Annotated in this window: 20 protein-coding genes and 1 tRNA gene; 11 read left to right on the forward strand and 10 right to left on the reverse strand. The window is 60.3% G+C overall.

The window, feature by feature from the left end:
- The first annotated feature begins 372 nt into the window (after window positions 1-372).
- Window positions 373-1131, forward strand: coding sequence for a M23 family metallopeptidase (locus ABRP87_RS09865; protein ID WP_023025924.1), 759 nt, complete (start codon window positions 373-375; stop codon window positions 1129-1131).
- Here ABRP87_RS09865 and pcrA read toward each other — a convergent pair.
- Complete coding sequence (gene pcrA, locus ABRP87_RS09870) at window positions 1128-3671, reverse strand: DNA helicase PcrA (protein WP_349868586.1); 2544 nt, start codon at window positions 3669-3671, stop codon at window positions 1128-1130. The two genes, ABRP87_RS09865 and pcrA, sit on opposite strands and share 4 nt — an antisense overlap.
- Before the next feature lie 118 nt (window positions 3672-3789).
- Between pcrA and ABRP87_RS09875 the strand changes: the two genes are divergently transcribed.
- From ABRP87_RS09875 to pgi, 3 genes are all read left to right on the forward strand, one after another.
- Complete coding sequence (locus tag ABRP87_RS09875; protein WP_005279891.1) at window positions 3790-4113, forward strand: chorismate mutase; 324 nt, start codon at window positions 3790-3792, stop codon at window positions 4111-4113.
- 65 nt (window positions 4114-4178) lie between these two features.
- On the forward strand, window positions 4179-5525 hold the full coding sequence (locus tag ABRP87_RS09880; protein WP_349868588.1) for a Na+/H+ antiporter family protein: 1347 nt from the start codon (window positions 4179-4181) through the stop codon (window positions 5523-5525).
- 97 nt (window positions 5526-5622) lie between these two features.
- On the forward strand, window positions 5623-7260 hold the full coding sequence (gene pgi / locus ABRP87_RS09885) for a glucose-6-phosphate isomerase (RefSeq protein WP_349868590.1): 1638 nt from the start codon (window positions 5623-5625) through the stop codon (window positions 7258-7260).
- 207 nt (window positions 7261-7467) lie between these two features.
- On the opposite strand, the gene ABRP87_RS09890 is transcribed toward pgi, so the two are convergent.
- The 3 genes from ABRP87_RS09890 to ABRP87_RS09900 form a co-directional block, all read right to left on the reverse strand.
- Window positions 7468-7893 carry a YccF domain-containing protein gene (locus tag ABRP87_RS09890; RefSeq protein ID WP_023025916.1) on the reverse strand — a complete coding sequence of 142 codons (426 nt, stop codon included), beginning with the start codon at window positions 7891-7893 and terminating at the stop codon, window positions 7468-7470.
- A 35-nt stretch (window positions 7894-7928) separates the two neighbouring features.
- Window positions 7929-8735 (reverse strand): DNA-formamidopyrimidine glycosylase family protein, encoded by an 807-nt coding sequence (locus ABRP87_RS09895; protein ID WP_349868592.1) that lies wholly within the window; start codon window positions 8733-8735, stop codon window positions 7929-7931.
- 69 nt (window positions 8736-8804) lie between these two features.
- Complete coding sequence (locus ABRP87_RS09900; protein ID WP_349868594.1) at window positions 8805-13745, reverse strand: Lhr family ATP-dependent helicase; 4941 nt, start codon at window positions 13743-13745, stop codon at window positions 8805-8807.
- 35 nt (window positions 13746-13780) lie between these two features.
- On the opposite strand from ABRP87_RS09900, the gene ABRP87_RS09905 reads away from it, so the two are divergent.
- The 7 genes from ABRP87_RS09905 to ABRP87_RS09935 all read left to right on the forward strand — a co-directional run bounded on the left by ABRP87_RS09905 (window position 13781) and on the right by ABRP87_RS09935 (window position 17614).
- Window positions 13781-14539, forward strand: coding sequence for a 3'(2'),5'-bisphosphate nucleotidase CysQ (locus tag ABRP87_RS09905; RefSeq protein ID WP_349868596.1), 759 nt, complete (start codon window positions 13781-13783; stop codon window positions 14537-14539).
- Window position 14540: 1 nt separating this feature from the next.
- Window positions 14541-15347 (forward strand): thymidylate synthase, encoded by an 807-nt coding sequence (locus ABRP87_RS09910; RefSeq protein ID WP_349868602.1) that lies wholly within the window; start codon window positions 14541-14543, stop codon window positions 15345-15347.
- Window positions 15347-15877 carry a dihydrofolate reductase gene (locus tag ABRP87_RS09915; protein WP_023017603.1) on the forward strand — a complete coding sequence of 177 codons (531 nt, stop codon included), beginning with the start codon at window positions 15347-15349 and terminating at the stop codon, window positions 15875-15877. Before ABRP87_RS09910 ends, ABRP87_RS09915 begins: the two co-directional genes overlap by 1 nt.
- On the forward strand, window positions 15877-16158 hold the full coding sequence (locus ABRP87_RS09920; protein ID WP_005281926.1) for a glutaredoxin domain-containing protein: 282 nt from the start codon (window positions 15877-15879) through the stop codon (window positions 16156-16158). Before ABRP87_RS09915 ends, ABRP87_RS09920 begins: the two co-directional genes overlap by 1 nt.
- A 114-nt stretch (window positions 16159-16272) precedes the next feature.
- A tRNA-Arg gene (locus ABRP87_RS09925) sits at window positions 16273-16348 on the forward strand.
- A gap of 112 nt (window positions 16349-16460) precedes the next feature.
- Window positions 16461-17063, forward strand: a complete 603-nt coding sequence (locus tag ABRP87_RS09930; protein WP_023025906.1) for a DJ-1/PfpI family protein — start codon at window positions 16461-16463, stop codon at window positions 17061-17063.
- Window positions 17064-17284: 221 nt separating this feature from the next.
- Window positions 17285-17614, forward strand: coding sequence for a hypothetical protein (locus tag ABRP87_RS09935; RefSeq protein ID WP_023025904.1), 330 nt, complete (start codon window positions 17285-17287; stop codon window positions 17612-17614).
- An 11-nt stretch (window positions 17615-17625) separates the two neighbouring features.
- On the opposite strand, the gene ABRP87_RS09940 is transcribed toward ABRP87_RS09935, so the two are convergent.
- The 6 genes from ABRP87_RS09940 to ABRP87_RS09965 form a co-directional block, all read right to left on the reverse strand.
- Complete coding sequence (locus ABRP87_RS09940; RefSeq protein ID WP_349868598.1) at window positions 17626-17763, reverse strand: hypothetical protein; 138 nt, start codon at window positions 17761-17763, stop codon at window positions 17626-17628.
- An 8-nt stretch (window positions 17764-17771) separates the two neighbouring features.
- Window positions 17772-18053 carry a hypothetical protein gene (locus ABRP87_RS09945; protein ID WP_023025902.1) on the reverse strand — a complete coding sequence of 94 codons (282 nt, stop codon included), beginning with the start codon at window positions 18051-18053 and terminating at the stop codon, window positions 17772-17774.
- A 345-nt stretch (window positions 18054-18398) separates the two neighbouring features.
- Entirely contained in the window at window positions 18399-18572 is a 174-nt protein-coding gene (locus tag ABRP87_RS09950) for a hypothetical protein (RefSeq protein ID WP_084532428.1), read from the reverse strand.
- Window positions 18547-18726, reverse strand: coding sequence for an MFS transporter (locus ABRP87_RS09955; protein ID WP_051138383.1), 180 nt, complete (start codon window positions 18724-18726; stop codon window positions 18547-18549). Before ABRP87_RS09955 ends, ABRP87_RS09950 begins: the two co-directional genes overlap by 26 nt.
- Window positions 18727-18938: 212 nt before the next feature.
- Window positions 18939-19385 carry a DUF2871 domain-containing protein gene (locus ABRP87_RS09960; protein ID WP_023025898.1) on the reverse strand — a complete coding sequence of 149 codons (447 nt, stop codon included), beginning with the start codon at window positions 19383-19385 and terminating at the stop codon, window positions 18939-18941.
- 198 nt (window positions 19386-19583) lie between these two features.
- Entirely contained in the window at window positions 19584-19817 is a 234-nt protein-coding gene (locus tag ABRP87_RS09965; RefSeq protein WP_156904666.1) for a hypothetical protein, read from the reverse strand.
- Window positions 19818-20118 lie beyond the last annotated feature (301 nt).

Below are 20118 nucleotides of genomic sequence, written 5' to 3' on the forward strand. Positions count from 1 at the left end.
TAAAAAATCCCGAGTTGAGGATCCGCCCCCGTCCGCCCCACCCGCGAGATTGACAAACTATATAGGAACACCCCCCGATAGCTACCCCCAGAGCTTAAACCAGTACTTCAAACCTGCAACTTTAGCCACTTTCGTAACACGCGCAACAAGCTGGCATGTTCGAAACTTTTCGAATGATCGTGGTTTCTACCAGCATTTTTCCAGATTGCGCGGCACCCATGGGCAGGCTAACTTTTAACTCGTTGCCACAAGCGAACGCCAAATGGGGTATTTCCATTCCCCGGCGTGTCGCAGGGGGCAGTTGAAAGACGCCAAACCTTTAAGGTTTGCACGCCTCGAGACCATGCACAGCCATGAAAAGGACTTAAACTTATGAAGCGCATGAACCGTGCACGCAGGAATGTAGCGCTAAGCATCATCACGCTTGGCACCGTTTTTGCTACCGGCACCTCCGCTTTTGCTGCTGATCCAGTGGCCAGCGTGGACGTTTCCAATGGCTCCTCTGAGCCCCAAGCCACCAACGTCGACAACGCGGGCGTTATCGACGCCGCCGTCGGCCTCGCAAATACCGCCGTTGGTGTGCTCAACGGCGATGCCACCCCGAAACTTAGCCAGAATGACTCCGGCGGGGTCAACATCGTCTTAGACCCTTCCTCCGTTCCTGGCCTGGGAGAGGCCTTCGCTCCCGAGGGAGACCGCTCCGGCCTCACCCCTGAGCGTGGCAAGGACGCATCTGGTAATACGGTGGTCTTCCCCACCTCCGGCACGTTGACTTCAGGCTTCGGCATGCGCTGGGGCGCGATGCACAACGGCATCGACGTAGCTAACCCAGTCGGCACACCGATCCACTCCGTCATGGACGGCACAGTCATTAACTCCGGCCCGGCACAAGGCTTTGGCAACTGGATTCGCATCCAGCACGTCGATGGCAGCATCTCTGTCTACGGCCACATGCCCGCCAACTCGCTGCGCGTCAACGTGGGCGACCACGTTTCGGCCGGCGACCACATTGCGGATATCGGCAGTGAGGGCCACTCCACCGGCCCGCACCTGCACTTCGAAATTCACCCAGGCGGCGGCGCAGCCGTTGACCCAGTGGGCTGGTTCGACGAACGCGGGATTTCGGTCTAGAGCTTTTCCATCGGCACGCCGCCGATGAGCATGAGCCGCACCTTGCCGGAGGAACCAAAGTCCACGGTCACCGTGGCGCGGGCACCGGAACCGGCCGTTTCAATCACGGTTCCGAGCCCGTACTTCGCGTGGTTGACACGGTCTCCTACCGCAAGGTTGAGGTTCTTATTCTTCGGCATGGAATTAGCTGCAGGCTGGCGAGTGCGTTGCGAAGGGGAAGACGTAGCGCGCTGGCCAAACCCAGCACCCCCACCACCGGAATAGCCGCCGCTAGAACCGCGGCGATAGCTCCGGCCATACTGATAGTCATCGGCTCCCCAGGAACCGGTGAGGTCACTATCGGAATCCTCTCGCCGCCAGTCGATGAGATCCTCTGGGATCTCGGCGAGGAAGCGACTGGCGGGATTGGTTACCGGATTGCCCCACGCAGAGCGCAAGATGGCGCGCGTGAGGTACAACTTTTCGCGGGCGCGAGTGATACCCACATACGCCAGGCGGCGCTCTTCGCTCAATTCCTTCGGGTTACCCAGCGAGCGCATGTGCGGGAATTGGCCGTCCTCCCAACCGGCGACAAAGACGACGGGAAACTCCAAGCCCTTCGCCGTATGCAGGGTCATCATGGTTACTACCCCGGTCTCAGAATCCGGAATCTGATCCGCATCCGCAACTAGGGAGACCTTCTCCAAAAAGGCTTGCAACGAGCCCGGCGCGGCTTCGCCTTCTTCTAATAGCTCATTGGGATCGACGGCATCCGCACCAGCGGCGGCCATCTGGTTGGCGGCCTCCGAGGTAAATTCGCGGGCCACGGAGACCAGCTCATTGAGGTTATCAAGACGCGCGCCGTCCTGCGGATCGTTGGAATTTTCTAACTCCGCCTTGTAGCCGGTGGCATCCAGGATGGCGGTGAGCAATTCGCCCAAATCGGGCTGGCCGGTTACCTCATCGCGCATGCCTGGGATTTGTGAGCGGATGCCATCCATCATGTCGTTGAACTTGGTAACGGCATTAACGGCGCGGGTGCCAAGGCCGGGGACGTCGCCCCGAGGGACATCGGCAAGCGCCTTGCCAAAACTTATCCCCTGGTTCTCCGCGTGCAGGGCAATCTGGCCCTGGGCCTTATCGCCGATGGCACGCTTGGGGACGTTGATGATGCGGCGCAGGCTCACCGTATCGTCGGGGTTATCCATAATGCGCAGGTAGGCCACCATATCGCGGATTTCGCGGCGTTCGTAAAAGCGCGTACCGCCAACGACCTTATAGGGGATGCCGGAGCGAATGAAGATATCCTCCAGCGCGCGGGAGGCATTATTGGTCCGGTACATCACGGCGATATCGGAATAGCTGTGGCCCTTATCCGCCAGCGCATCAATCTCCGCGGCGATAAAGCGGGCTTCATCATGCTCATTATCCGCCACATACCCCACGATGGATTCGCCATCGCCATGCGCGGTCCACAGGTTTTTCTCCCGGCGGTTCTCGTTTTTCGCAATCACGGCATTGGCCGCATTCAAAATGGTCTGCGTGGAGCGATAGTTCTGTTCCAATAAGATGGTGTGCGCCTGCGGGTAGTCGCGCTCGAATTCCTCGATATTGCGGATGGTGGCGCCGCGGAAGGCATAAATGGACTGATCGGAATCGCCCACCACGCACAGCTCTGGGGCATCGGGACCTAGCTCGCCCTTGCCCACGAGCGCTGCTACCAGCGCGTACTGGGCGTGGTTGGTGTCCTGATACTCATCAATAAGCACGTGCTTAAACCGCCGGCGATAGAACTCGACCACCTGCCGGTGCTCGGTGAATATGCGCACTACTTCCCCGATAAGGTCGTCAAAGTCCACCGCATTGGCCGCGCGCAGGCGGCGCTGGTACTCGGCGTAGACATCCGCCACGGTGGTCTCAAAGGGGTTCTTGGTCTGCTGCGCCTTGTCGGCCGCCTCGGCCGGGCCCACGAGCTCGTTTTTGTGGTTGGAGATCTGGTTCGCCAGCACGCGCGGGGTGTACTTCTTCAGATCCAGCTGCATGTCCTTGGCAATCATGGATAGAAGCCTGCGGGCATCGTCGCCATCATAAATGGTGAAGTTGGTATTAAGCCCCGGTACGAGCTGCGCGTTCTGGCGCAAAATGCGCACGCAGATGGAGTGGAAGGTAGATACCCACATGCGCTCGGCCACCGGCCCTACCAAAGAGCCCACGCGCTCTTTCATCTCTGCGGCGGCCTTATTGGTAAAGGTAATGGCGAGGATTTCCCACGGGTTTACCCCGCGGTGGCGCATGAGGTACGCGATGCGGCGGGTAAGCACCGCCGTCTTACCGGAACCGGCACCGGCGACGATAAGCAGGGGCCTGCCGGTATGGGTGACCGCCTCTAATTGCTGCGGGTTCAAACCTTGGGTTAAAGGATCGGATTCCGCGGGCCTGGGCGTGCTGCCAAAAGGATTCTGCTGTTCGGGCTGGCTAGGGGCAAAGCCGCCGCGGGAGGTAGTGCCGGAGGCGGGTTCGCGCGGGGTGGGAGAAGGGCTAAATGGAGAGTTATTCGTCATAATGCCTACCAACCTACTAGCCCCACCGGACATGGCCGGTATTTGCGGCATACACTGCGCTTTCCAAAACCTTGACCAAGTAGCACGATGGCACGGCGAAGTGGCACAATAAGGGACCATGACCGCTGAAGATAATGAATCCATCGTTGACAATGGTTTGGATATCCGCACGCCCACCGGCACGGATGATCCCCTATCTGATGCGGAAATCCAGCAGTATCGCGAGGAAATCAACCGCCTTGACCAAATCATCTTGGATGCCGTCAAGCGCCGCACCGAGGTCTCCCGCGCGGTGGGCCGCACCCGCATGAGCTCCGGAGGCACGCGCTTGGTACACACCCGCGAGATCGCCATCCTCAATGAGTTTCGCGCGGAGCTTGGCGAGGAAGGCCCCACCATCGCCTCTGCTTTGCTGCGCATGGGCCGCGGACGCCTGGGGTAAGGCCACCCTTTCAACCCTCGGATTAATTACGGACTAACCCATACTATGCAGTACGCTTTCGGGGCATGAACGCAGTACTCATCGCCGTCATCGTCATGCTCGCGCTTGCCCTCCTGCGCGTGCACGTGGTGGTGGCGCTTTTCATCGGTGCAATCGTCGGCGGCCTCCTATCCGGCATGGGCCTGGATGCCACCATGCTCGCCTTCCAGGACGGGCTCGGTGGCGGCGCCAAGATTGCCTTAAGCTATGCCCTCTTGGGCGCCTTCGCGATGGGTGTTGCCTCCGCTGGACTGCCGCAGATCCTGGCCAACTTTCTCATCGCCAAGCTCGGCGGCACCGGCGAATTAGATCCCAAGGCCGCGGCCACCACCAAGTGGATGCTCGTTATTGGCCTTATCGCCATGGCCGTGATGAGCCAGAACCTCATCCCCGTCCACATTGCCTTCATCCCGCTGCTCGTCCCGCCGCTTTTGGCGGTGATGAATAAGCTCAAGCTGGATCGACGCCTTATCACCACGTGCCTGACCTTCGGCCTTATCACCACCTACATGTTCATCCCGGTGGGGTTCGGGTCCATCTATTTGAACGATATTTTGCTCTTTAATATCGAAGAGGCCGGCCTGGATACCTCCAATATCAATATTATGCAGGTCATGGCCATCCCCGCCCTGGGCATGCTCACCGGCCTGCTCATCGCGATCTTTATCAGCTACCGCGCCCCGCGCGAGTACGAGGACCGTCCTATTGCCGCCGAAGAGCACCAGGAAACACCCTCGAGGTATAAAATCTGGGTCTCCATACTGGCGATTATTGCCACCTTCGCCGTCCAAATCATCATGCAGGCGCTCGATTTTGAATCCGATGGCCTGCTCGTCGGCGCTTTGACCGGCCTGGGCATCTTGCTCATTTCCGGCGCGGTGGATTGGAAGCACGCCGATGACGTTTTTACCAACGGCATGAAAATGATGGCGCTTATCGGCTTTATCATGATCACCGCGCAGGGCTTTGCCTCCGTCATGACGGCGACGGAGGAAGTCGGTCCGCTTGTCGATGCCACCGCCAACCTCTTTGGCACCAATAAGTTCCTCTCCGCAGGCGCCATGCTCTTAGTCGGCCTGGTGGTCACCATGGGCATTGGCTCGTCCTTTTCCACCCTGCCCATTATCTCCGTAATCTACGTTCCCCTGTGCGCCTCGCTCGGCTTTAGCCCCGCCGCCACGGTGGCGCTCATTGGTACGGCAGGCGCGCTTGGCGATGCCGGCTCCCCCGCCTCCGATTCCACCCTCGGCCCCACCGCCGGCCTCGGCGCCGATGGCCAACACGATCACATCCGTGACTCCGTCATCCCGACCTTTATCCACTTCAATATCCCACTACTTATCGCCGGCTGGATAGGCGCCCTCATCCTTTAAATGCCACACTCTTCGCGGTGCCGTTGGCACTCATTCTCGACTACGGTGGGAGGGGTACACATTGCCAATGCGCTCGTCGCCAGAAAGGCCAATTGCCATGGATATCACCGCATCGTCCCAGTGGAAAGACCTGGTCAAGGTTTATGAAGAAAAGCAGGACATGCGCCTTCGCGAACTCTTCGCCGCAGACGCAAACCGCGCGGAGAACTACACCTTCGACGCCGCCGGCCTGCACGTGGATTTATCCAAAAACCTCATCGATGACGAAGTCCTCCAGCATCTGGTCGAGGTAGCCCGCACCGCCGATGTGGAAGGCCGCCGCGATGCCATGTTTGCAGGCGAGCATCTCAACAACACCGAAGATCGCGCCGTGCTGCACACCGCCCTGCGGTTGCCGGTAGAAGATGACTTGCACGTCGATGGCCAAGATGTCGCCGCCGATGTCCACGAGGTCTTGGGACGCATGCGCGATTTCGCTACCGCCTTGCGCTCCGGCTCTTGGTTGGGGCATACCGGCCACACCATCAAAAAGGTGGTCAATATCGGCATCGGCGGTTCCGATCTCGGCCCAGCCATGGCCGCACAGGCCCTTCGCTCCTATGAAGTAGCCGGCATTTCCGCAGAGTTCGTCTCCAACGTGGACCCTGCCGATATGGCCGCCACCTTGGACGGGCTCGATGCCGGCTCCACCCTCTTTATCGTTTCCTCCAAGTCCTTTACTACGCAGGAAACCCTGACCGATGCGCACGCGGCCCGCCGTTGGCTCATCGATCAATTCGATGGCGATGAATCCGCCGTAGCTAAGCATTTCGTGGCCGTATCCACCAATGCGGAGCAGGTGGAGAAATTCGGCATCGATACGGACAACATGTTCCCGTTCTGGAATTGGGTGGGCGGGCGCTACTCCCTCGATTCCGCCATTGGCCTGGCCCTGATGTGCACCATTGGCCCGATGGACTTCATGCGCTTGTTGGAAGGCTTCCACGCTATGGATGAGCACTTCCGCACCACCCCGCTAGAGCGCAATGTGCCCGTACTCATGGGCCTGCTGGGCATCTGGTACACCAATTTCTTTGGCGCCCAAACCCACGCTGTCCTGCCCTACTCGCAGGACCTCGGCCGCTTTCCCGCCTACCTGCAGCAGCTGACGATGGAATCTAACGGCAAGTCCGTGCGCCGCGATGGCACCGCAGTGACCACTGGAAATACCGGCGAGATCTACTGGGGCGAGCCGGGCACCAACGGCCAGCATGCCTTCTACCAGCTCATGCACCAAGGCACCCGCCTCATCCCGGCGGACTTCATCGGCTTTGCTCGCCCCAAGGAGGACTTCCCCACCGCGGACGGCACCGGCTCGATGCATGACCTGCTCATGGGCAATTTCTTCGCCCAAACCAAGGTGCTGGCCTTTGGCAAGACGGCCGAAGAAATCGCCGCTGAGGGCGTTGACAAAAGCCTCGTGCCGCACAAGGTGATGCCGGGCAACCGCCCCACCACCACGATTATGGCCGAGGAACTTACTCCCTCCACCCTGGGCGCGCTCATCGCGTTCTACGAGCACATCGTCTTTACCCAGGGCACCATCTGGGATATTAACTCCTTCGACCAGTGGGGCGTGGAGCTGGGCAAGCAGCAGGCCAATGACTTGGCCCCTGCCGTCTCCGGCAGCCAAGAGGTTGATTCCGGCGACCAGTCCACTGATAAGCTCATCGGCTGGTACCGCGCCAACCGTTAGTTCCGGCCCGAGCATGCCCGGGCCCAAGCGCCGCGTGCTCGGGCACCAAAAATGTCCAAAACAACCGCGTTCTTAAAAATATCGCCCTCAGAAAGAGACAAACGCGGTTGTTTTGGACATCTTCGTGCCTAAGCACCACAGATCACTAAAGCGCCCGCCCTGAAGTGACGTTTCGCTTCGGGCCAGGCGCTTTCAGGCAAGGTGAATTTACAGCTTCACCATCGGCTGCCAACCGGCTGGGATGTTCTTCGAGCTAACAACCTTGCGGCCGAACGGGAAGCAGGTCACTGGAATCATCTTGAGGTTGGCCCAGGCAACGGGGATACCGATGATGGTAATCGCCTGGATGACGGCGGTAACGACGTGACCAATGGACAGCCACAGGCCTGCAATGACGAACCAGATGACATTGGAGATGGCAGACATTCCGCCGGTACCCTTGCGTGGTTCAACCACGGAGCGACCGAACGGCCACAGGGCGAACTGGCCCATGCGGAACGAGGCAACGCCCGCAGGAATCGTCACGATGAAGATGCAGGCGATGATGCCGAAGAGGAAGTAGCCCAGCGCAAGAACGATGCCGCCGGAGAGTAGCCAGATGATATTAAATACAAGATTTAGTAGTGATCGCATGCCCACCAGCTTAGCGCGAAAAGCGTAAAGGAACCTTAGAGCGGCTGGCAGTGCGGGCAGAACCAGATGATGCGCTCTAATTCGCCCTCGTCCCCACCGCGGTCAACGCCGCCCAGGGAATCCTTCTGGATGATGGTGCCGCAACGCCGACAGCGCTTGCGATTGCGCCCAAAAACATAGGTAGTCTCCCCGGCGCGGCGCACTCCTGTAGTCACGCGAATGGGCGAGTTGCGGTTGGCCCACATGATGCGCTTGCCGATGTCCACTACCTGTTCCACATCCACCTCTGCCACCGGTGTGGCCGGGTGAACGCCGGCGAGGAAGCAGATTTCGGCGCGGTATTCATTGCCAATGCCCGCAACGACCTTCTGGTCCAAAAGCGCCGTGCCGATGCTCCGATCGGGTCGCGCGCGTAAACGGCGCAGCGCCTCCTCGCGGTCCCAGTCGGGGTCCAAGATATCTGGGCCAAGGTGCGCGATGCGGCTAAAGTACTGATCTGCGTCGAAGATATCGACAAAACCCAACCAGTGGCCCACGAGTTCAATATCGCGCGGTGAATGGGCTAATTGCAGCACGATGCGCGCGCTATGGCCGGGCTTGCGCCAGCGGTCGCCGGCGTAGTGGATGGCCCAGGTGCCCTCCATCTTTAGGTGGGTATGCACGATGGTCTGGTCGAATTGCATGAAGAGGTGCTTGCCATAGGGCCACACGCGCTCACAGATGGTGCCGGTGAGGTTAACGGTAGCGTGCTGCGGCACGCGGACGGAACAGCCGGTGACCTCGCGCCCGGCCATAAACTGCAGGCGGCGCGAAAGTTGTAGGACGGAATCGCCTTCGGGCATGGGAATGGCCTCCTTCCGTCGGACTCAGACACAGTGGCCCCACCAAAATACACCTGCAGGCAGGTGGCGCTAGCGACGGTACCCGCCGCGCGGGCGGAAGCCACCGGAACTGCGGGGTGGCGGGGGCGGAGGTGGATCGTCGAAGCTGAGCTCCTCGATAGCTTCGGAGGCACGCCTGCCGCCGCGCAGACCGCCGCCGCACAGGCCACCGCTCGAGCCATCACGTGAGTTACCCCGCGAGTCGTCCGGTGAGCCGTCCCGCGCCCCGCGGCGCGGAACGCGCGGCGGCGCAGCCTGCCCGGCAATGCGTATGCCCTTTGGGGTAATGCCTGCCCCGAGCGAGCGCAGGATATTAGCCGCTGAGGTGTGGTGGATGGGGTTGCCATTGCACTTCTCAATCACCAGCGGCGACATGTGCCCGGCGGCGATGAGTTCTACGAGCGAGGACAGGAGGCGGGCGTAGACGTCGGTGGTCTCAATTCCATCGGGCAGGGCGTCGATGAACGTGGTCAAGGTCTTGCCGCCGCGGGTGAGGTGGGCGATGGGGAGGCCATCGCACAGCACGACCAGTGCCCCGGCGGAGCGGGCCGGCCCGCCGGTGGCTTTGCCATCGGCATCGTCGCGCTGCGGCCAGGGTAACGCCGCGCCGTAGGGGTTAGCGGGATCCACGGCGGCGAGCACGAAGGTTTCTGGATCGGTGGTGCCAGACGGCCAGCCGGTGACATCGGGGGAATCCGCCAGGCCGCGGAGGCGATCGATAATAGCCGGGGTGGAAAATTGCGCGGCGCCGAGATCCTCAATGACATAGCCGCGCATGGCCTTGCCGGATTCCTCAAAGCCGGAAAGCACCTTATAGGCCAGCGCGAAGCCGCCGAGGACGTCCTCGGCCACCACGGAGCCGCGGGTGACCACGCCGTAGCGATCCAGCCAGGCCTCGCCGTGCGCCACGGACCGCGAGGTGGCATCTTGGGCTGCGGGCACCGCCAGCGACCAGCGGCCGAGCATATCGGGCGGGATCTGGCCGGCGCTTCCGTTGGCGTTTTGGGTCTGGGCGAACGAGGTGCGGCCCATGCGCAGCCGCGAGCGCGTGGGGCGCCGCTTGGAGCGGTGGGCGGTAGAACCGCGGCCAGCGCGGGAGGCCCCTCGCCCGCCTGACGATAAGCGCGTGCGGATGGGTGCGAAGGAATCCGGGCTGGCCAGGCCCATTTCCACCAGCCCCCAGAGGGCCTCGCGAGTCTCCTCGGCGGTACCGGGGACCTCGGCGGCGATATCGGAAAAGAGGAAGCCGCCGCCGCGCTCGAGCACGCCTAAAATGGCGCGCTGCAGCATGCTTACGCCCTCCGGATCGGTTTCGGGGGCCAGCTGGGCGGCGTAATCGGTAGGCAGCAGCATCACCCACGGATCGGCAGCTCCGGCCTTTCCGGCGCCGACGATCATCACCTCACCATTGGCGGTTAGCTCATCTAGCATGCGGGGCGAATAATCCCCCACGCGGGCGGGCAAAATGATGGATTCCCAGGCAGAGGCCGGCAGGCGAACCCCGGCGAGCTGCTCGATAGCAGAAAATACTCCATCGGCACCGCGCAGTGCCGGCCGCTTCCCGGCGGGCGCGATGCCGTGCCATTCCGGAAGGAAGCGGGCGAAGGTGGCGCCGGAGACCGGCTCGGTATCCGCGCGCGCAGCCGCAAGCGAGCGCGAGCGAATGGTCTTTAATACCTCGGCGGCGCAGTACTCCTGGTCCTCTATTCCCTGCCGGTAGTGGCCCTCCACGATCGAATCCAGGCCAGCCAGGGTGGTATGTGCAGCGGAGACGGAAATGCCGAAGGCAGCTGTTAAGTCCGCGAGCACGAACGGGCCGCGGGTGCGCGCCCAGCGGCTGATGAGCTGTGGGAGGGCATCGGCAAGCGTGGCGACCTGGGCGGGGATGCCGGGAGGAATGGGGACACCGAGGGCATCGCGAAGCAGCGCCGCATCCTGGGACTGGGCAAGGTGCTCGCGCCCGCCGATGCGCACCCGCATAATCCGCGAGCCCAGGTTATCCAGGGCGGCCAGGGGAACATCCGTATGCTCGCCCAACTCCTCGACCGGGATGGGGCCCAGCACGCGCAGGAGATCCGCGACCTCCTCGGTGGTGCGCGCCCGGCGCGAAGGAGCGGTGCGCTGCAGCTGGGCATGGACCTCATCGATGATCGCGGGATCCAAAAGCTCGCGCAGCTCCACCGTACCGAGCAGCTTGGCCAAAAGCGCCGGGTCAAGGGCAAGGGCCGCCGCCCGCTTTTCCGCCAGCGGGGAATCGCCCTCGTACATGAAGGCGCCGGTGTAATTAAAGAGCAGCGACGAGGCAAAGGGCGATGGTTGATCCGTGGTGACCTCCGCAATGCGCACGCGGCGGTGCCCCAAATCGCGCATGACCTCCTGCAGCGCCGGGACATCATAGACATCCTGCACGCACTCGCGCACCGTTTCCAAAATGATGGGAAAGGACGGGTACTTGCGGGCAACATCCAAAAGCTGCTCGGCGCGCTGGCGCTGCTGCCACAGCGGAGCGCGCTTGCCGGGATTGCGCCGGGGCAAAAGCAGCGCGCGGGCCGCGCACTCGCGGAAGCGGGAGGCAAAAAGCGCGGAATTGCCCACCTGCTCGGCCACGACATCGGCAATATCGTCGGCGTCGAAGGCAAAAATCGTGCCATCGGGATCGGCCTCGCCCTCGGGCAGGCGCAGCACGATGCCATCATCGCCGGCCACCGCCTGCGGGTCCATGCCGGTGCGCTCCCCCACCCGCGCGCCCACCGCCAAGGCCCAGGCGGAATTAACCGGCCGGCCAAAGGGGGTGTGCAGCACCACGCGCCAGTCCCCCAGCTCATCCTTGAAGCGCTCGAGCACGAGCGTCTTTTCATCTGGAATAATGCCGGTGGCCTCCTGCTGTTCGCGCAGGTAGGACAAGATATTGCTGCGGGCATTGTCATCGGCATCCACGATAATGCCCGGGTCCGTATTTACCTCGCGGCGATACTCACCCAAAGCCTGGCCCAGCTCATAGGGGCGCCCGGCACCATCGCCATTCCAAAACGGCAGCCGGCCCGTATGCCCCGGCGCGGGCGTAACTAGAACCTGATCACGGGTAATCTCCTCGATGTGCCAGCTGGTCGCGCCCAGGGTAAAGACATCGCCCACGCGGGATTCGTAGACCATCTCCTCATCAAGCTCGCCCACCCGGCGCGGGGCCTTCCCGGACTCCCCACCGCTATAGAGAAAGACGCCGAACATTCCCCTATCCGGGATGGTGCCGCCACTGGTCACGGCCACGCGCTGCGCCCCCGGCCGCGGGGTCATCACACCGGATACACGGTCATAGACCACGCGGGGTTTTAGCTCCGCAAAATCCGTGGATGGGTAGACGCCGCTGACCAAGTCGATCACGGAGTCGTAGACCTCGCGGGCCAGTTCGCGGTAAGGATGGCTGCGCTTGACGATGTCATACCAGTCATCCGCGCTTAAGCCCTCCTCGCCCGCTGCGGCCACCGCCGCCACGGTCTGCTGCGCGAGCACGTCCAGCGGGTTGCGCGGGGTATGCATCTTCTCAATCATCCCGCCGCGCATGCGCGCAACCGTCAGCGTGGATTGCACCAGGTCCGCGCGGTGCTTGGGATAAAACGCGCCGTGCGAGACCGCGCCCACATGGTGCCCGGCGCGGCCCACGCGCTGCAGGCCCGAGGCCACCGAGGGCGGCGATTCCACCTGTACCACCAAATCCACCGCGCCCATGTCGATGCCCAACTCCAGAGAGCTCGTGGCCACCACGGCTTTCAGCGTGCCTTCCTTCAGCATCGTTTCCGTCATGGCGCGCTCGTCCTTGGACACCGAGCCGTGGTGCGCCCGCGCGATGACCGCCGGCGCCTTGCCCGCAACGTGCGAGTGCGCCATCAACTGGGCGGGATCGCGCCGGGTTTCCGGCGAGAGCGAATCCGGGTCATATTCCTGCGCGTAAAGCTCGTTGAGCCGGCTGGTCAGGCGCTCGGCGCTGCGCCGCGAGTTCACGAAGACCAGCGTGGAGCGATGCGCCATGATGTCGGCGTAGAGGTCTTGGGTAATAAACGGCCAGATGGAATTCGCGGTGGGCAGCGCGGTGTCTTCTTCCCCGCCGAAGTCCTCCCCGCCGTCGCCGCTGCCTTCCGGCCCGCCGGTAATACCAATGGCATCATCGACGGTGAGCTCCCCAATGGTCGAGCCCGCCTCCGGCGTGGGGAGATCCGACATATCCTCTACCGGCACGCGCACATCCAAGTCCCACTTCTTGTGCGCTTCCGGCGCCACGATTTCCACCGGGCGGTTGCCGCCCAAGAAATCCGAGACGGCCGAAAGCGGGCGCACCGTGGCAGAAAGCCCAATGCGTTGAAAATCCCCCGCAATTTCTTGCAGGCGCTCCAGGGTCAGGGCGAGATGGGCGCCGCGCTTGGTGCCGGCCAGCGCGTGGATTTCATCGATGATGACGGTATCGACGGTTTTCAAAATCCCCGCCGCCTTCGAGGTAAGCATCAAATACGCCGATTCCGGGGTGGTAATGAGGATATCCGGCGGCTTGCGTACTTGCCGCGAGCGCTCTGCCGAGGGCGTATCGCCCGAACGCACGCCTACGGAAATATTCGGCGCCTCCAGACCCAGCTTTTCCGCGGTGCGCGCAATGCCGGTCAGCGGCGCCCGCAGGTTATTTTCCACGTCCACGCCCAGCGCTTTGAGCGGCGAGATATACAGCACCCGCACGCCGGTGGCGGAGCCTGCGGCGTTTCCTACCGGCAGGGCCAGTTGTCCTTCGCGTTCCACCAGGTTATTCAGCGCCCATAAAAACGCCGCGAGCGTCTTACCAGAACCCGTGGGGGCAACCATCAGTGCGTGGTCACCGCGGGAAATCTTGTCCCAGGCCTGGGCCTGTACCGCGGTGGGAGCGGCAAAAACGTCCTGGAACCACCGCGCCACTTGGGGGCGAAAGCGCTCAAGGATGTTTTCTGGCATGACCACACTCTAGTCCCCGTTGTAATGTGGGCACCATGACCGTCGAGATTTCTGATTCCCGCCTGACCAATTCGCTCGCCCAAGGCTGCGGCGAGATTTTAAAGGGCGTGCGCAATGGTGGCCTGCTGCGGGGCCTTTCGCTTGGCGATGCCGGCGATGACGCCGCCCAAGAATGGATCGCTCGCGTATTAGAACAGCACCGGCCCGGCGATGGCGTGCTCTCTGAGGAGGCCTCCGATGATCTCGCCCGGCTAAAAAAGAAGCGCGTTTGGATCGTGGACCCGCTTGACGGCACCAAGGAATTTGCCACCGGCCGCCAGGACTGGGCGGTACACATCGCCCTCGTTGAGGACGGCACCCCAATCCACGCCGCGGTGGGCCTGCCGGACTACGGAGTGACCTTTAAGTCCTCTGATGTGCGCGCCGTTGCCGGCCCGCTATCCAAGAAATTCGTCATCTCCCGCAATCGCCCGCCCAAGGTGGCCGGCTATATCGCAGAAAAGATGGGTTACGAGACCGAGGGCATAGGCTCTGCCGGTGCTAAGGCCATGCACGTGTTGCTTGGTGATTATGACGGTTATATTCACGCCGGCGGCCAATACGAATGGGACCAGGCCGCCCCGGTCGGCGTTGCCATGGCAGCCGGCCTGCACTGCTCCCGCCTCGATGGCAGCCCCATTACCTTCAATAACGAGGACACCTTCATCCCCGATCTGCTCATCTGCCGCCCCGAGCTCAAAGACGAGATTCTAGAGCACGCAGCGGCCTTTGCCGAGGAGAATGGCGGCTTCTAAACTGGTGCCTATGATTGAGACTCCTTATGAGGATCTCCTCCGCCGCGTCCTCGAAGAAGGCACGGCCAAAGGCGATCGCACCGGCACCGGCACGCGCTCCATTTTCGGCGCGCAGCTGCGCTATAATTTGGCGGAATCCTTCCCTCTGCTAACCACGAAGAAGGTCTACTTTCGCGGAATCATTGGCGAGCTGCTGTGGTTCCTGCGCGGTGATTCCAATGTGAAATTCCTGCAGGATAATAACGTGCGCATTTGGAACGAGTGGGCCGATGAGAATGGCGACTTGGGCCCGGTCTACGGCGTGCAGTGGCGCTCCTGGCCCAGCCCGGATGGGAGCCACATCGACCAAATCCAACAGGCGCTCGATACCCTGAAGAATAACCCGGACTCACGCCGCAATTTGGTCTCCGCGTGGAATGTATCGGAGCTCGACCAGATGGCGCTTATGCCCTGCCACCTGCTCTTCCAGCTCTACGTGGCCAATGACACGCTGTCTCTGCAGGTCTACCAGCGCTCGGCGGATATGTTCCTGGGCGTACCCTTCAATATCGCCTCTTATGCTGCGCTGACCCACATGTTTGCCCAGCAGGCCGGCCTCAAGGTAGGCAATCTCATCTGGACCGGCGGCGATTGCCACATCTACAACAACCACGTGGAGCAGGTACAGCAGCAGCTTTCCCGCGAGCCGCGCGAGTACCCGCAGCTCAAACTCAACAAGGCGAAGGACCTCTTTTCCTATGACTTCGCCGATTTTGAGGTGCAGGGCTACGACCCGCACCCGGCCATCAAGGCGCAGGTGTCGGTCTAATGCTCGGCGCGATCTGGGCGCAGTCCCTGGACGGCATCATCGGCGATGGTGCCCAGATGCCTTGGCACGTGCCGGAGGATCTCAAGCACTTCAAGGACGTCACCATGGGCGCGCCTGTCATCATGGGCCGCAAGACCTGGGAGTCCCTCAACCCTAAGTTCCGCCCTCTGCCCGGCCGGGAGAATTACGTGCTCTCCTCGCGCGCGCCCGGCACGTGGTCAACTGGTGCTACGGTGGGCAGAACGATGCCCGCGCTTGCCGATGCCTGGGTCATCGGCGGCGGCCAAATCTACACCGCCGCCTTGGACCAGGTGGACCGCATCGAGGTCACTCTCATGGGCGTAAACATCGGCGATATCTATGGCGAGGATGCCGTCTTTGCCCCGGATATCCCCGATACGTTTGGCTTGGCCTACAGCACGGACTGGCTCACCTCAGACAAAGGGCATTTAGAGCTTCCCGAGCAGCCGGCCAGCGAGCTTCCCATGAAGTACCGCTTTTTAACTTACGATAGAAAGGACGCAGCATAATGACTGTACAAGCACCCGAAACCAATGCCGATGTCACCATCTTCTACGCCGACTGGTGCCCATTTTGCGCCAAGCTCATTAAGAACTTGGACCGCACCGAAACCCCATACGAGCTCGTGGACGTAGAAGGCGATAACGCCGACGACATCAACGAGTGGATTAAGTCCGTCAACGACGGTAACCGCATCATCCCCACCGTCTTGTACTCCGACGGCACTCACGAGACCAACCCGCCTGCATCCTCCGTGCGCAACAAGCAGGAAGAGCTGGCACAAGCCTAAACCTCATAGCTAAGGCTGCTGGCCGGACCTATACAAATGGCCGCGCACGCAGCCTTTTGGGGCGCACTCGCGCCCCACTGCTATTATGATCCGAGTTGCATGAGCAACATCCCCGCCCCAGTAGCTCAGGGGATAGAGCACGGCTCTCCTAAAGCCGGTGTCGGAAGTTCGAATCTTCTCTGGGGCACCAATTTGTACCCCTCTGACCTGTATCAGAGGGGTAAATTTTTCCACGCTTCTGCTTATTGACCCCGAGCACCAAAACTCTAAGGCGTCGAATTTGGTTTTGATACGGTTTAGTCATGAGCCAGACGCGTCCGCAAAACATTGGCATCGTACTTTTTGACGGGTTCGAGTTACTCGATGTTTTTGGCCCCGCAGAAGTACTCGCAAATACACCAGGCCTTGAAGTGAACTATCTGTCAAAACATGACAGCCCGGTAAGCAGCGCTCAAGGCGTACGCATAGTTCCGACAATGCGTTTTGAATCTTTCTCTGGAGATACTCTGCTTGTACCAGGAGGACGCGGTACACGCTCACTTGTTCAAGATCCAGAATTCCTCCGCCAGCTAACCGCCCTTGCAAGCTCGGCGGACATCATCGCCTCAGTTTGTACTGGGTCGGCGCTACTCGCCGCCGCAGGCTTATTAGAAAACCACACCGCTACCACCAATAAAAACGCGTTTGACTGGGTTAGAACGCACGGCCAGAAAATTGAATGGAAAAAGCAAGCTCGATGGGTCCACGACGGCAATCTCTGGACATCATCCGGTGTGGCGGCAGGAATTGATATGGCGGTGGCCTTCATTACTCACTTCTTCGGTGAAGAAACAGCATCCTCGGTCACCAATCATATTGAGCTTATCGTCAACAACAATCCCAATAATGATCCGTTTTCAGTCTAAGTTTTTAACAGAAAACGAACTCAATAGCGCCTGAACCCCGGAAAAGAGAGACATCGGGGGTCAAGCCCCTCAGTCCTTAAACTATTGAGCGTGAACCAAGGCTGCATATTTTTGAGCTGATCCAAAATTAAGCTAAAGTTACCACCGTTAATTTTGCAGGTGACGGAACGTTTTGCACCACGCTCGCTCACACCATCCGCCGTACAGAAAGGTACTCACAGATGATTACCACTATTCTTGCTGGGCTATTGGCTGCAGGCACTGGTTTAACCGGCCCCAGCACTCCAACCGCAGAAGCTTCCCCCGCAGCCCAGCACCAAGAACATGCGTCCACGGCTACTCCTGACAGCGATACTTCTGACGTGCAGGCGCTTATCGATGATGCCCAAGACCAGGCTGGCTACGAGTTCATTACCGTGCGTTACGACGGAGAATTCGCGCATATCGCTTTGGATCCCGAAACCTACAACCCGGATAGCGATAGGGCGACATTTGAAGCCGTGTCCAAGTTGCTCACCGAGAAGGGCTATGAGGTCACTGCAGTCCTCTAAACCTTTTGCCTCTACTCCCCCGCAAAGGCTTTATCCTCTGTTTCGTTGCCGTTCTGCGCAGCAGCCCTGCGCACCCGAAGTGCACCGACGAATCCCAGCGCAAGGAATGCGGCAGCAGCAACGAGCGACCACTGCGCGGCGTTGGTCATGCCTTGGCTTAAGGCCTGCACCACTGCCCCAGGCGCACGGTGCTCTGCGTTGCGGAGGCTTGCCCGGAGTCATCGACGGGAATATCCCGCAGCACCGTGCCGGTCAGATGTGCAGAGGCGAATCCAAGCCCCAAGCCATACAGGGTCAGCGGCGTGGCGATGATCCAACCATTCGTATCCGGCCCCATAAGCAGGACGAGGATAAGGACGCCGACGGCTTCCAAGCCGAACCCGATGAGCACGGTGCCAGGTGCCCCCGTACCGTGCCGCAACATGGCGGGCTGGCGCACCGGAAAACAATGCTCCGATTGCCATGGCTGCCAGCACCAGGCCCGCTGACATCGTGCTGAGATCCGATGCATTAATCAGGTACAGCGGCAGCACGAAGATGATGGCAAACTCGCCGAGTGCTACCGCACCAGCGGTGATATTTCCCCACGAAAACGTGGAATAAGAAAATAATTCAAGGTCCAGCAGCGCTGAGCGGTGACCCCGCTCGCGGTGCTTTTCCCACCGAATAAATAGCGCGAAGCCTACAGCCGAAATCGCGAGAGCCACCGGAACCGGTGAGATGGGCGCGTTTTCTGACCAAGTCCAGCCAAAGAAACTGAACGAGGATTGGGGCTTCCACCAGCCTAGATCGGGGCCCTCAATAATCGCGAATACCAGGACACCCATTCCGTCAGTGCACGACCGGCGAGCGGTCCGACCGCCGCCGCCCCGGAAATAACCGCACCCCACACACTAAAGGCTGCGGCGCGGTACTTGCCGCGGAATACGGCATTAACCGTGGAAAGCGTGGACGGCATGATGAACGCGGCGCCGATAGCCTGCACAGCGCGCGGAGATCAACGTGGCGGCAGTGGTAGAAAATCCCGCCAATACGCTGCCTGCCACAAATATTGTCAGGCCGGTGAGGAAGGCGCGCTTGCGTCCCCAGGCATCCGCAATCTTGCCCGTCACAGCAGCGCCGCCAGTAGCACCGCATAGAGGCTGTTGACCCACTGCGCCTGCGTCAGGTTGAGCTGCAGGTCAGTGATGATCGACGGCAATGCCACGCCGACGATAGTGCCATCTAAAACGATGACTCCCAGCCCGACGGAAAGGACTGCCAGGCTTATCCAATCGCGGCGAGTAGGCGCCGTGACGTTTTTGTGCGCTGTGCTCGCACATAGTTAGGCGTTCACCGAAGCATTGGGGCTGCCTTCATCTGGTTCCTTGATGGCCCGCCCCAAATTCACGAGGAAGACCGTCAGACCCACCGTGATAAAGATGTGGCCCAGCCCAGCGATGCCAGAAATCATCTCATTGGATTCCTTGCCCAGCACCGTCAAAATGCCGTGTGAAATTTGCATTCCAACGGTGAGCACAACGCCCACGTTGTACAGCCAGAAGAACGAGTTGAACAGCTGGCGGTGCCGCGACAGTGCGAAGACTTTTTCCAGCGCCAAGAAGATGAGGAATAGCATGAAGCCCAGCGCCAGCAAGTGGGTGTGAGCCACGCTTAGCTGCGTATATTCGCCTTCCGGGAAATCTTGTAGCTTCGTAAACTCCCGATAAAACAAACCAGCAACCAAGCCCAAGACGAGGTAGAAAATCGCTGCCCTATACAAAGCCTTCATGTCATTACTCCTTCCCAGTCATCACCGTGACTGGATACGAGGGGATCAATTACTCTAAATACATATCTTGCCCCAACTTCTCTGGCTTTGAATCGCAGAGGCAGTTGAACCTTGAATCAACCAGTAGGTTGATTGGACACGCGTATCCTCATGTCCTCTTCATTCCTGCAAGGAGTGCGCCCCAGAAAACTAGCGCTTCTAGCGCTCGGCTTTTACATTTTTCTTTTCAAATACAGGACCGGAACGGGCCAGCGCGAGGAACACTAGCACGGTTCCGATAGTCGCTGAAAGCAATGGAGCTACAGCATTACCTGATTGCTGCCCAGCATCGGCAGTATCAATTCCCACGTTCATTAAAATCGGCGCTGCGATGAGCAAAACCACGCCGACGAATCCGGTAGCCAACGACAACTGCATTTTCCGATTCATCACTTATCCTCATTCTTTCGACGCCGTTCGGAAACATAATCCGCCATCGATAGAACGACACCTATGAGCAAAATTGTGACCACTAAAGCAAGTGTCCAGTGATAGTCATTAAACAGAACCCCGAGCACAATGGCTATCAAGGCGGAGACACAGAATGGCCGCAAATGCTTCCACAAGCTTCTCATGGTTTTCAGGCTACCTAATCAACATTTAAAATACATGTGCAATGAGGTTACCCTCGTTTAGTGGACACCCTATTAGTACGGATCTTGTGTCCGTAGGAGAGGATGTTCATTGTGAGTTC

This window comes from Corynebacterium sp. KPL2830, from assembly GCF_040225635.1.
Lineage (GTDB): Bacteria > Actinomycetota > Actinomycetes > Mycobacteriales > Mycobacteriaceae > Corynebacterium.

Coding starts and splice junctions, on each gene's coding strand:
- ABRP87_RS09865 (WP_023025924.1), top strand. CDS start 373: ATGAAGCGCATGAACCGTGCACGCAGGAATGTAGCGCTAAGCATCATC.
- pcrA (WP_349868586.1), bottom strand. CDS start 3,671: ATGACGAATAACTCTCCATTTAGCCCTTCTCCCACCCCGCGCGAACCC.
- ABRP87_RS09875 (WP_005279891.1), top strand. CDS start 3,790: ATGACCGCTGAAGATAATGAATCCATCGTTGACAATGGTTTGGATATC.
- ABRP87_RS09880 (WP_349868588.1), top strand. CDS start 4,179: ATGAACGCAGTACTCATCGCCGTCATCGTCATGCTCGCGCTTGCCCTC.
- pgi (WP_349868590.1), top strand. CDS start 5,623: ATGGATATCACCGCATCGTCCCAGTGGAAAGACCTGGTCAAGGTTTAT.
- ABRP87_RS09890 (WP_023025916.1), bottom strand. CDS start 7,893: ATGCGATCACTACTAAATCTTGTATTTAATATCATCTGGCTACTCTCC.
- ABRP87_RS09895 (WP_349868592.1), bottom strand. CDS start 8,735: ATGCCCGAAGGCGATTCCGTCCTACAACTTTCGCGCCGCCTGCAGTTT.
- ABRP87_RS09900 (WP_349868594.1), bottom strand. CDS start 13,745: ATGCCAGAAAACATCCTTGAGCGCTTTCGCCCCCAAGTGGCGCGGTGG.
- ABRP87_RS09905 (WP_349868596.1), top strand. CDS start 13,781: ATGACCGTCGAGATTTCTGATTCCCGCCTGACCAATTCGCTCGCCCAA.
- ABRP87_RS09915 (WP_023017603.1), top strand. CDS start 15,347: ATGCTCGGCGCGATCTGGGCGCAGTCCCTGGACGGCATCATCGGCGAT.
- ABRP87_RS09920 (WP_005281926.1), top strand. CDS start 15,877: ATGACTGTACAAGCACCCGAAACCAATGCCGATGTCACCATCTTCTAC.
- ABRP87_RS09930 (WP_023025906.1), top strand. CDS start 16,461: ATGAGCCAGACGCGTCCGCAAAACATTGGCATCGTACTTTTTGACGGG.
- ABRP87_RS09935 (WP_023025904.1), top strand. CDS start 17,285: ATGATTACCACTATTCTTGCTGGGCTATTGGCTGCAGGCACTGGTTTA.
- ABRP87_RS09940 (WP_349868598.1), bottom strand. CDS start 17,763: ATGACCAACGCCGCGCAGTGGTCGCTCGTTGCTGCTGCCGCATTCCTT.
- ABRP87_RS09950 (WP_084532428.1), bottom strand. CDS start 18,572: ATGCCGTCCACGCTTTCCACGGTTAATGCCGTATTCCGCGGCAAGTAC.
- ABRP87_RS09960 (WP_023025898.1), bottom strand. CDS start 19,385: ATGAAGGCTTTGTATAGGGCAGCGATTTTCTACCTCGTCTTGGGCTTG.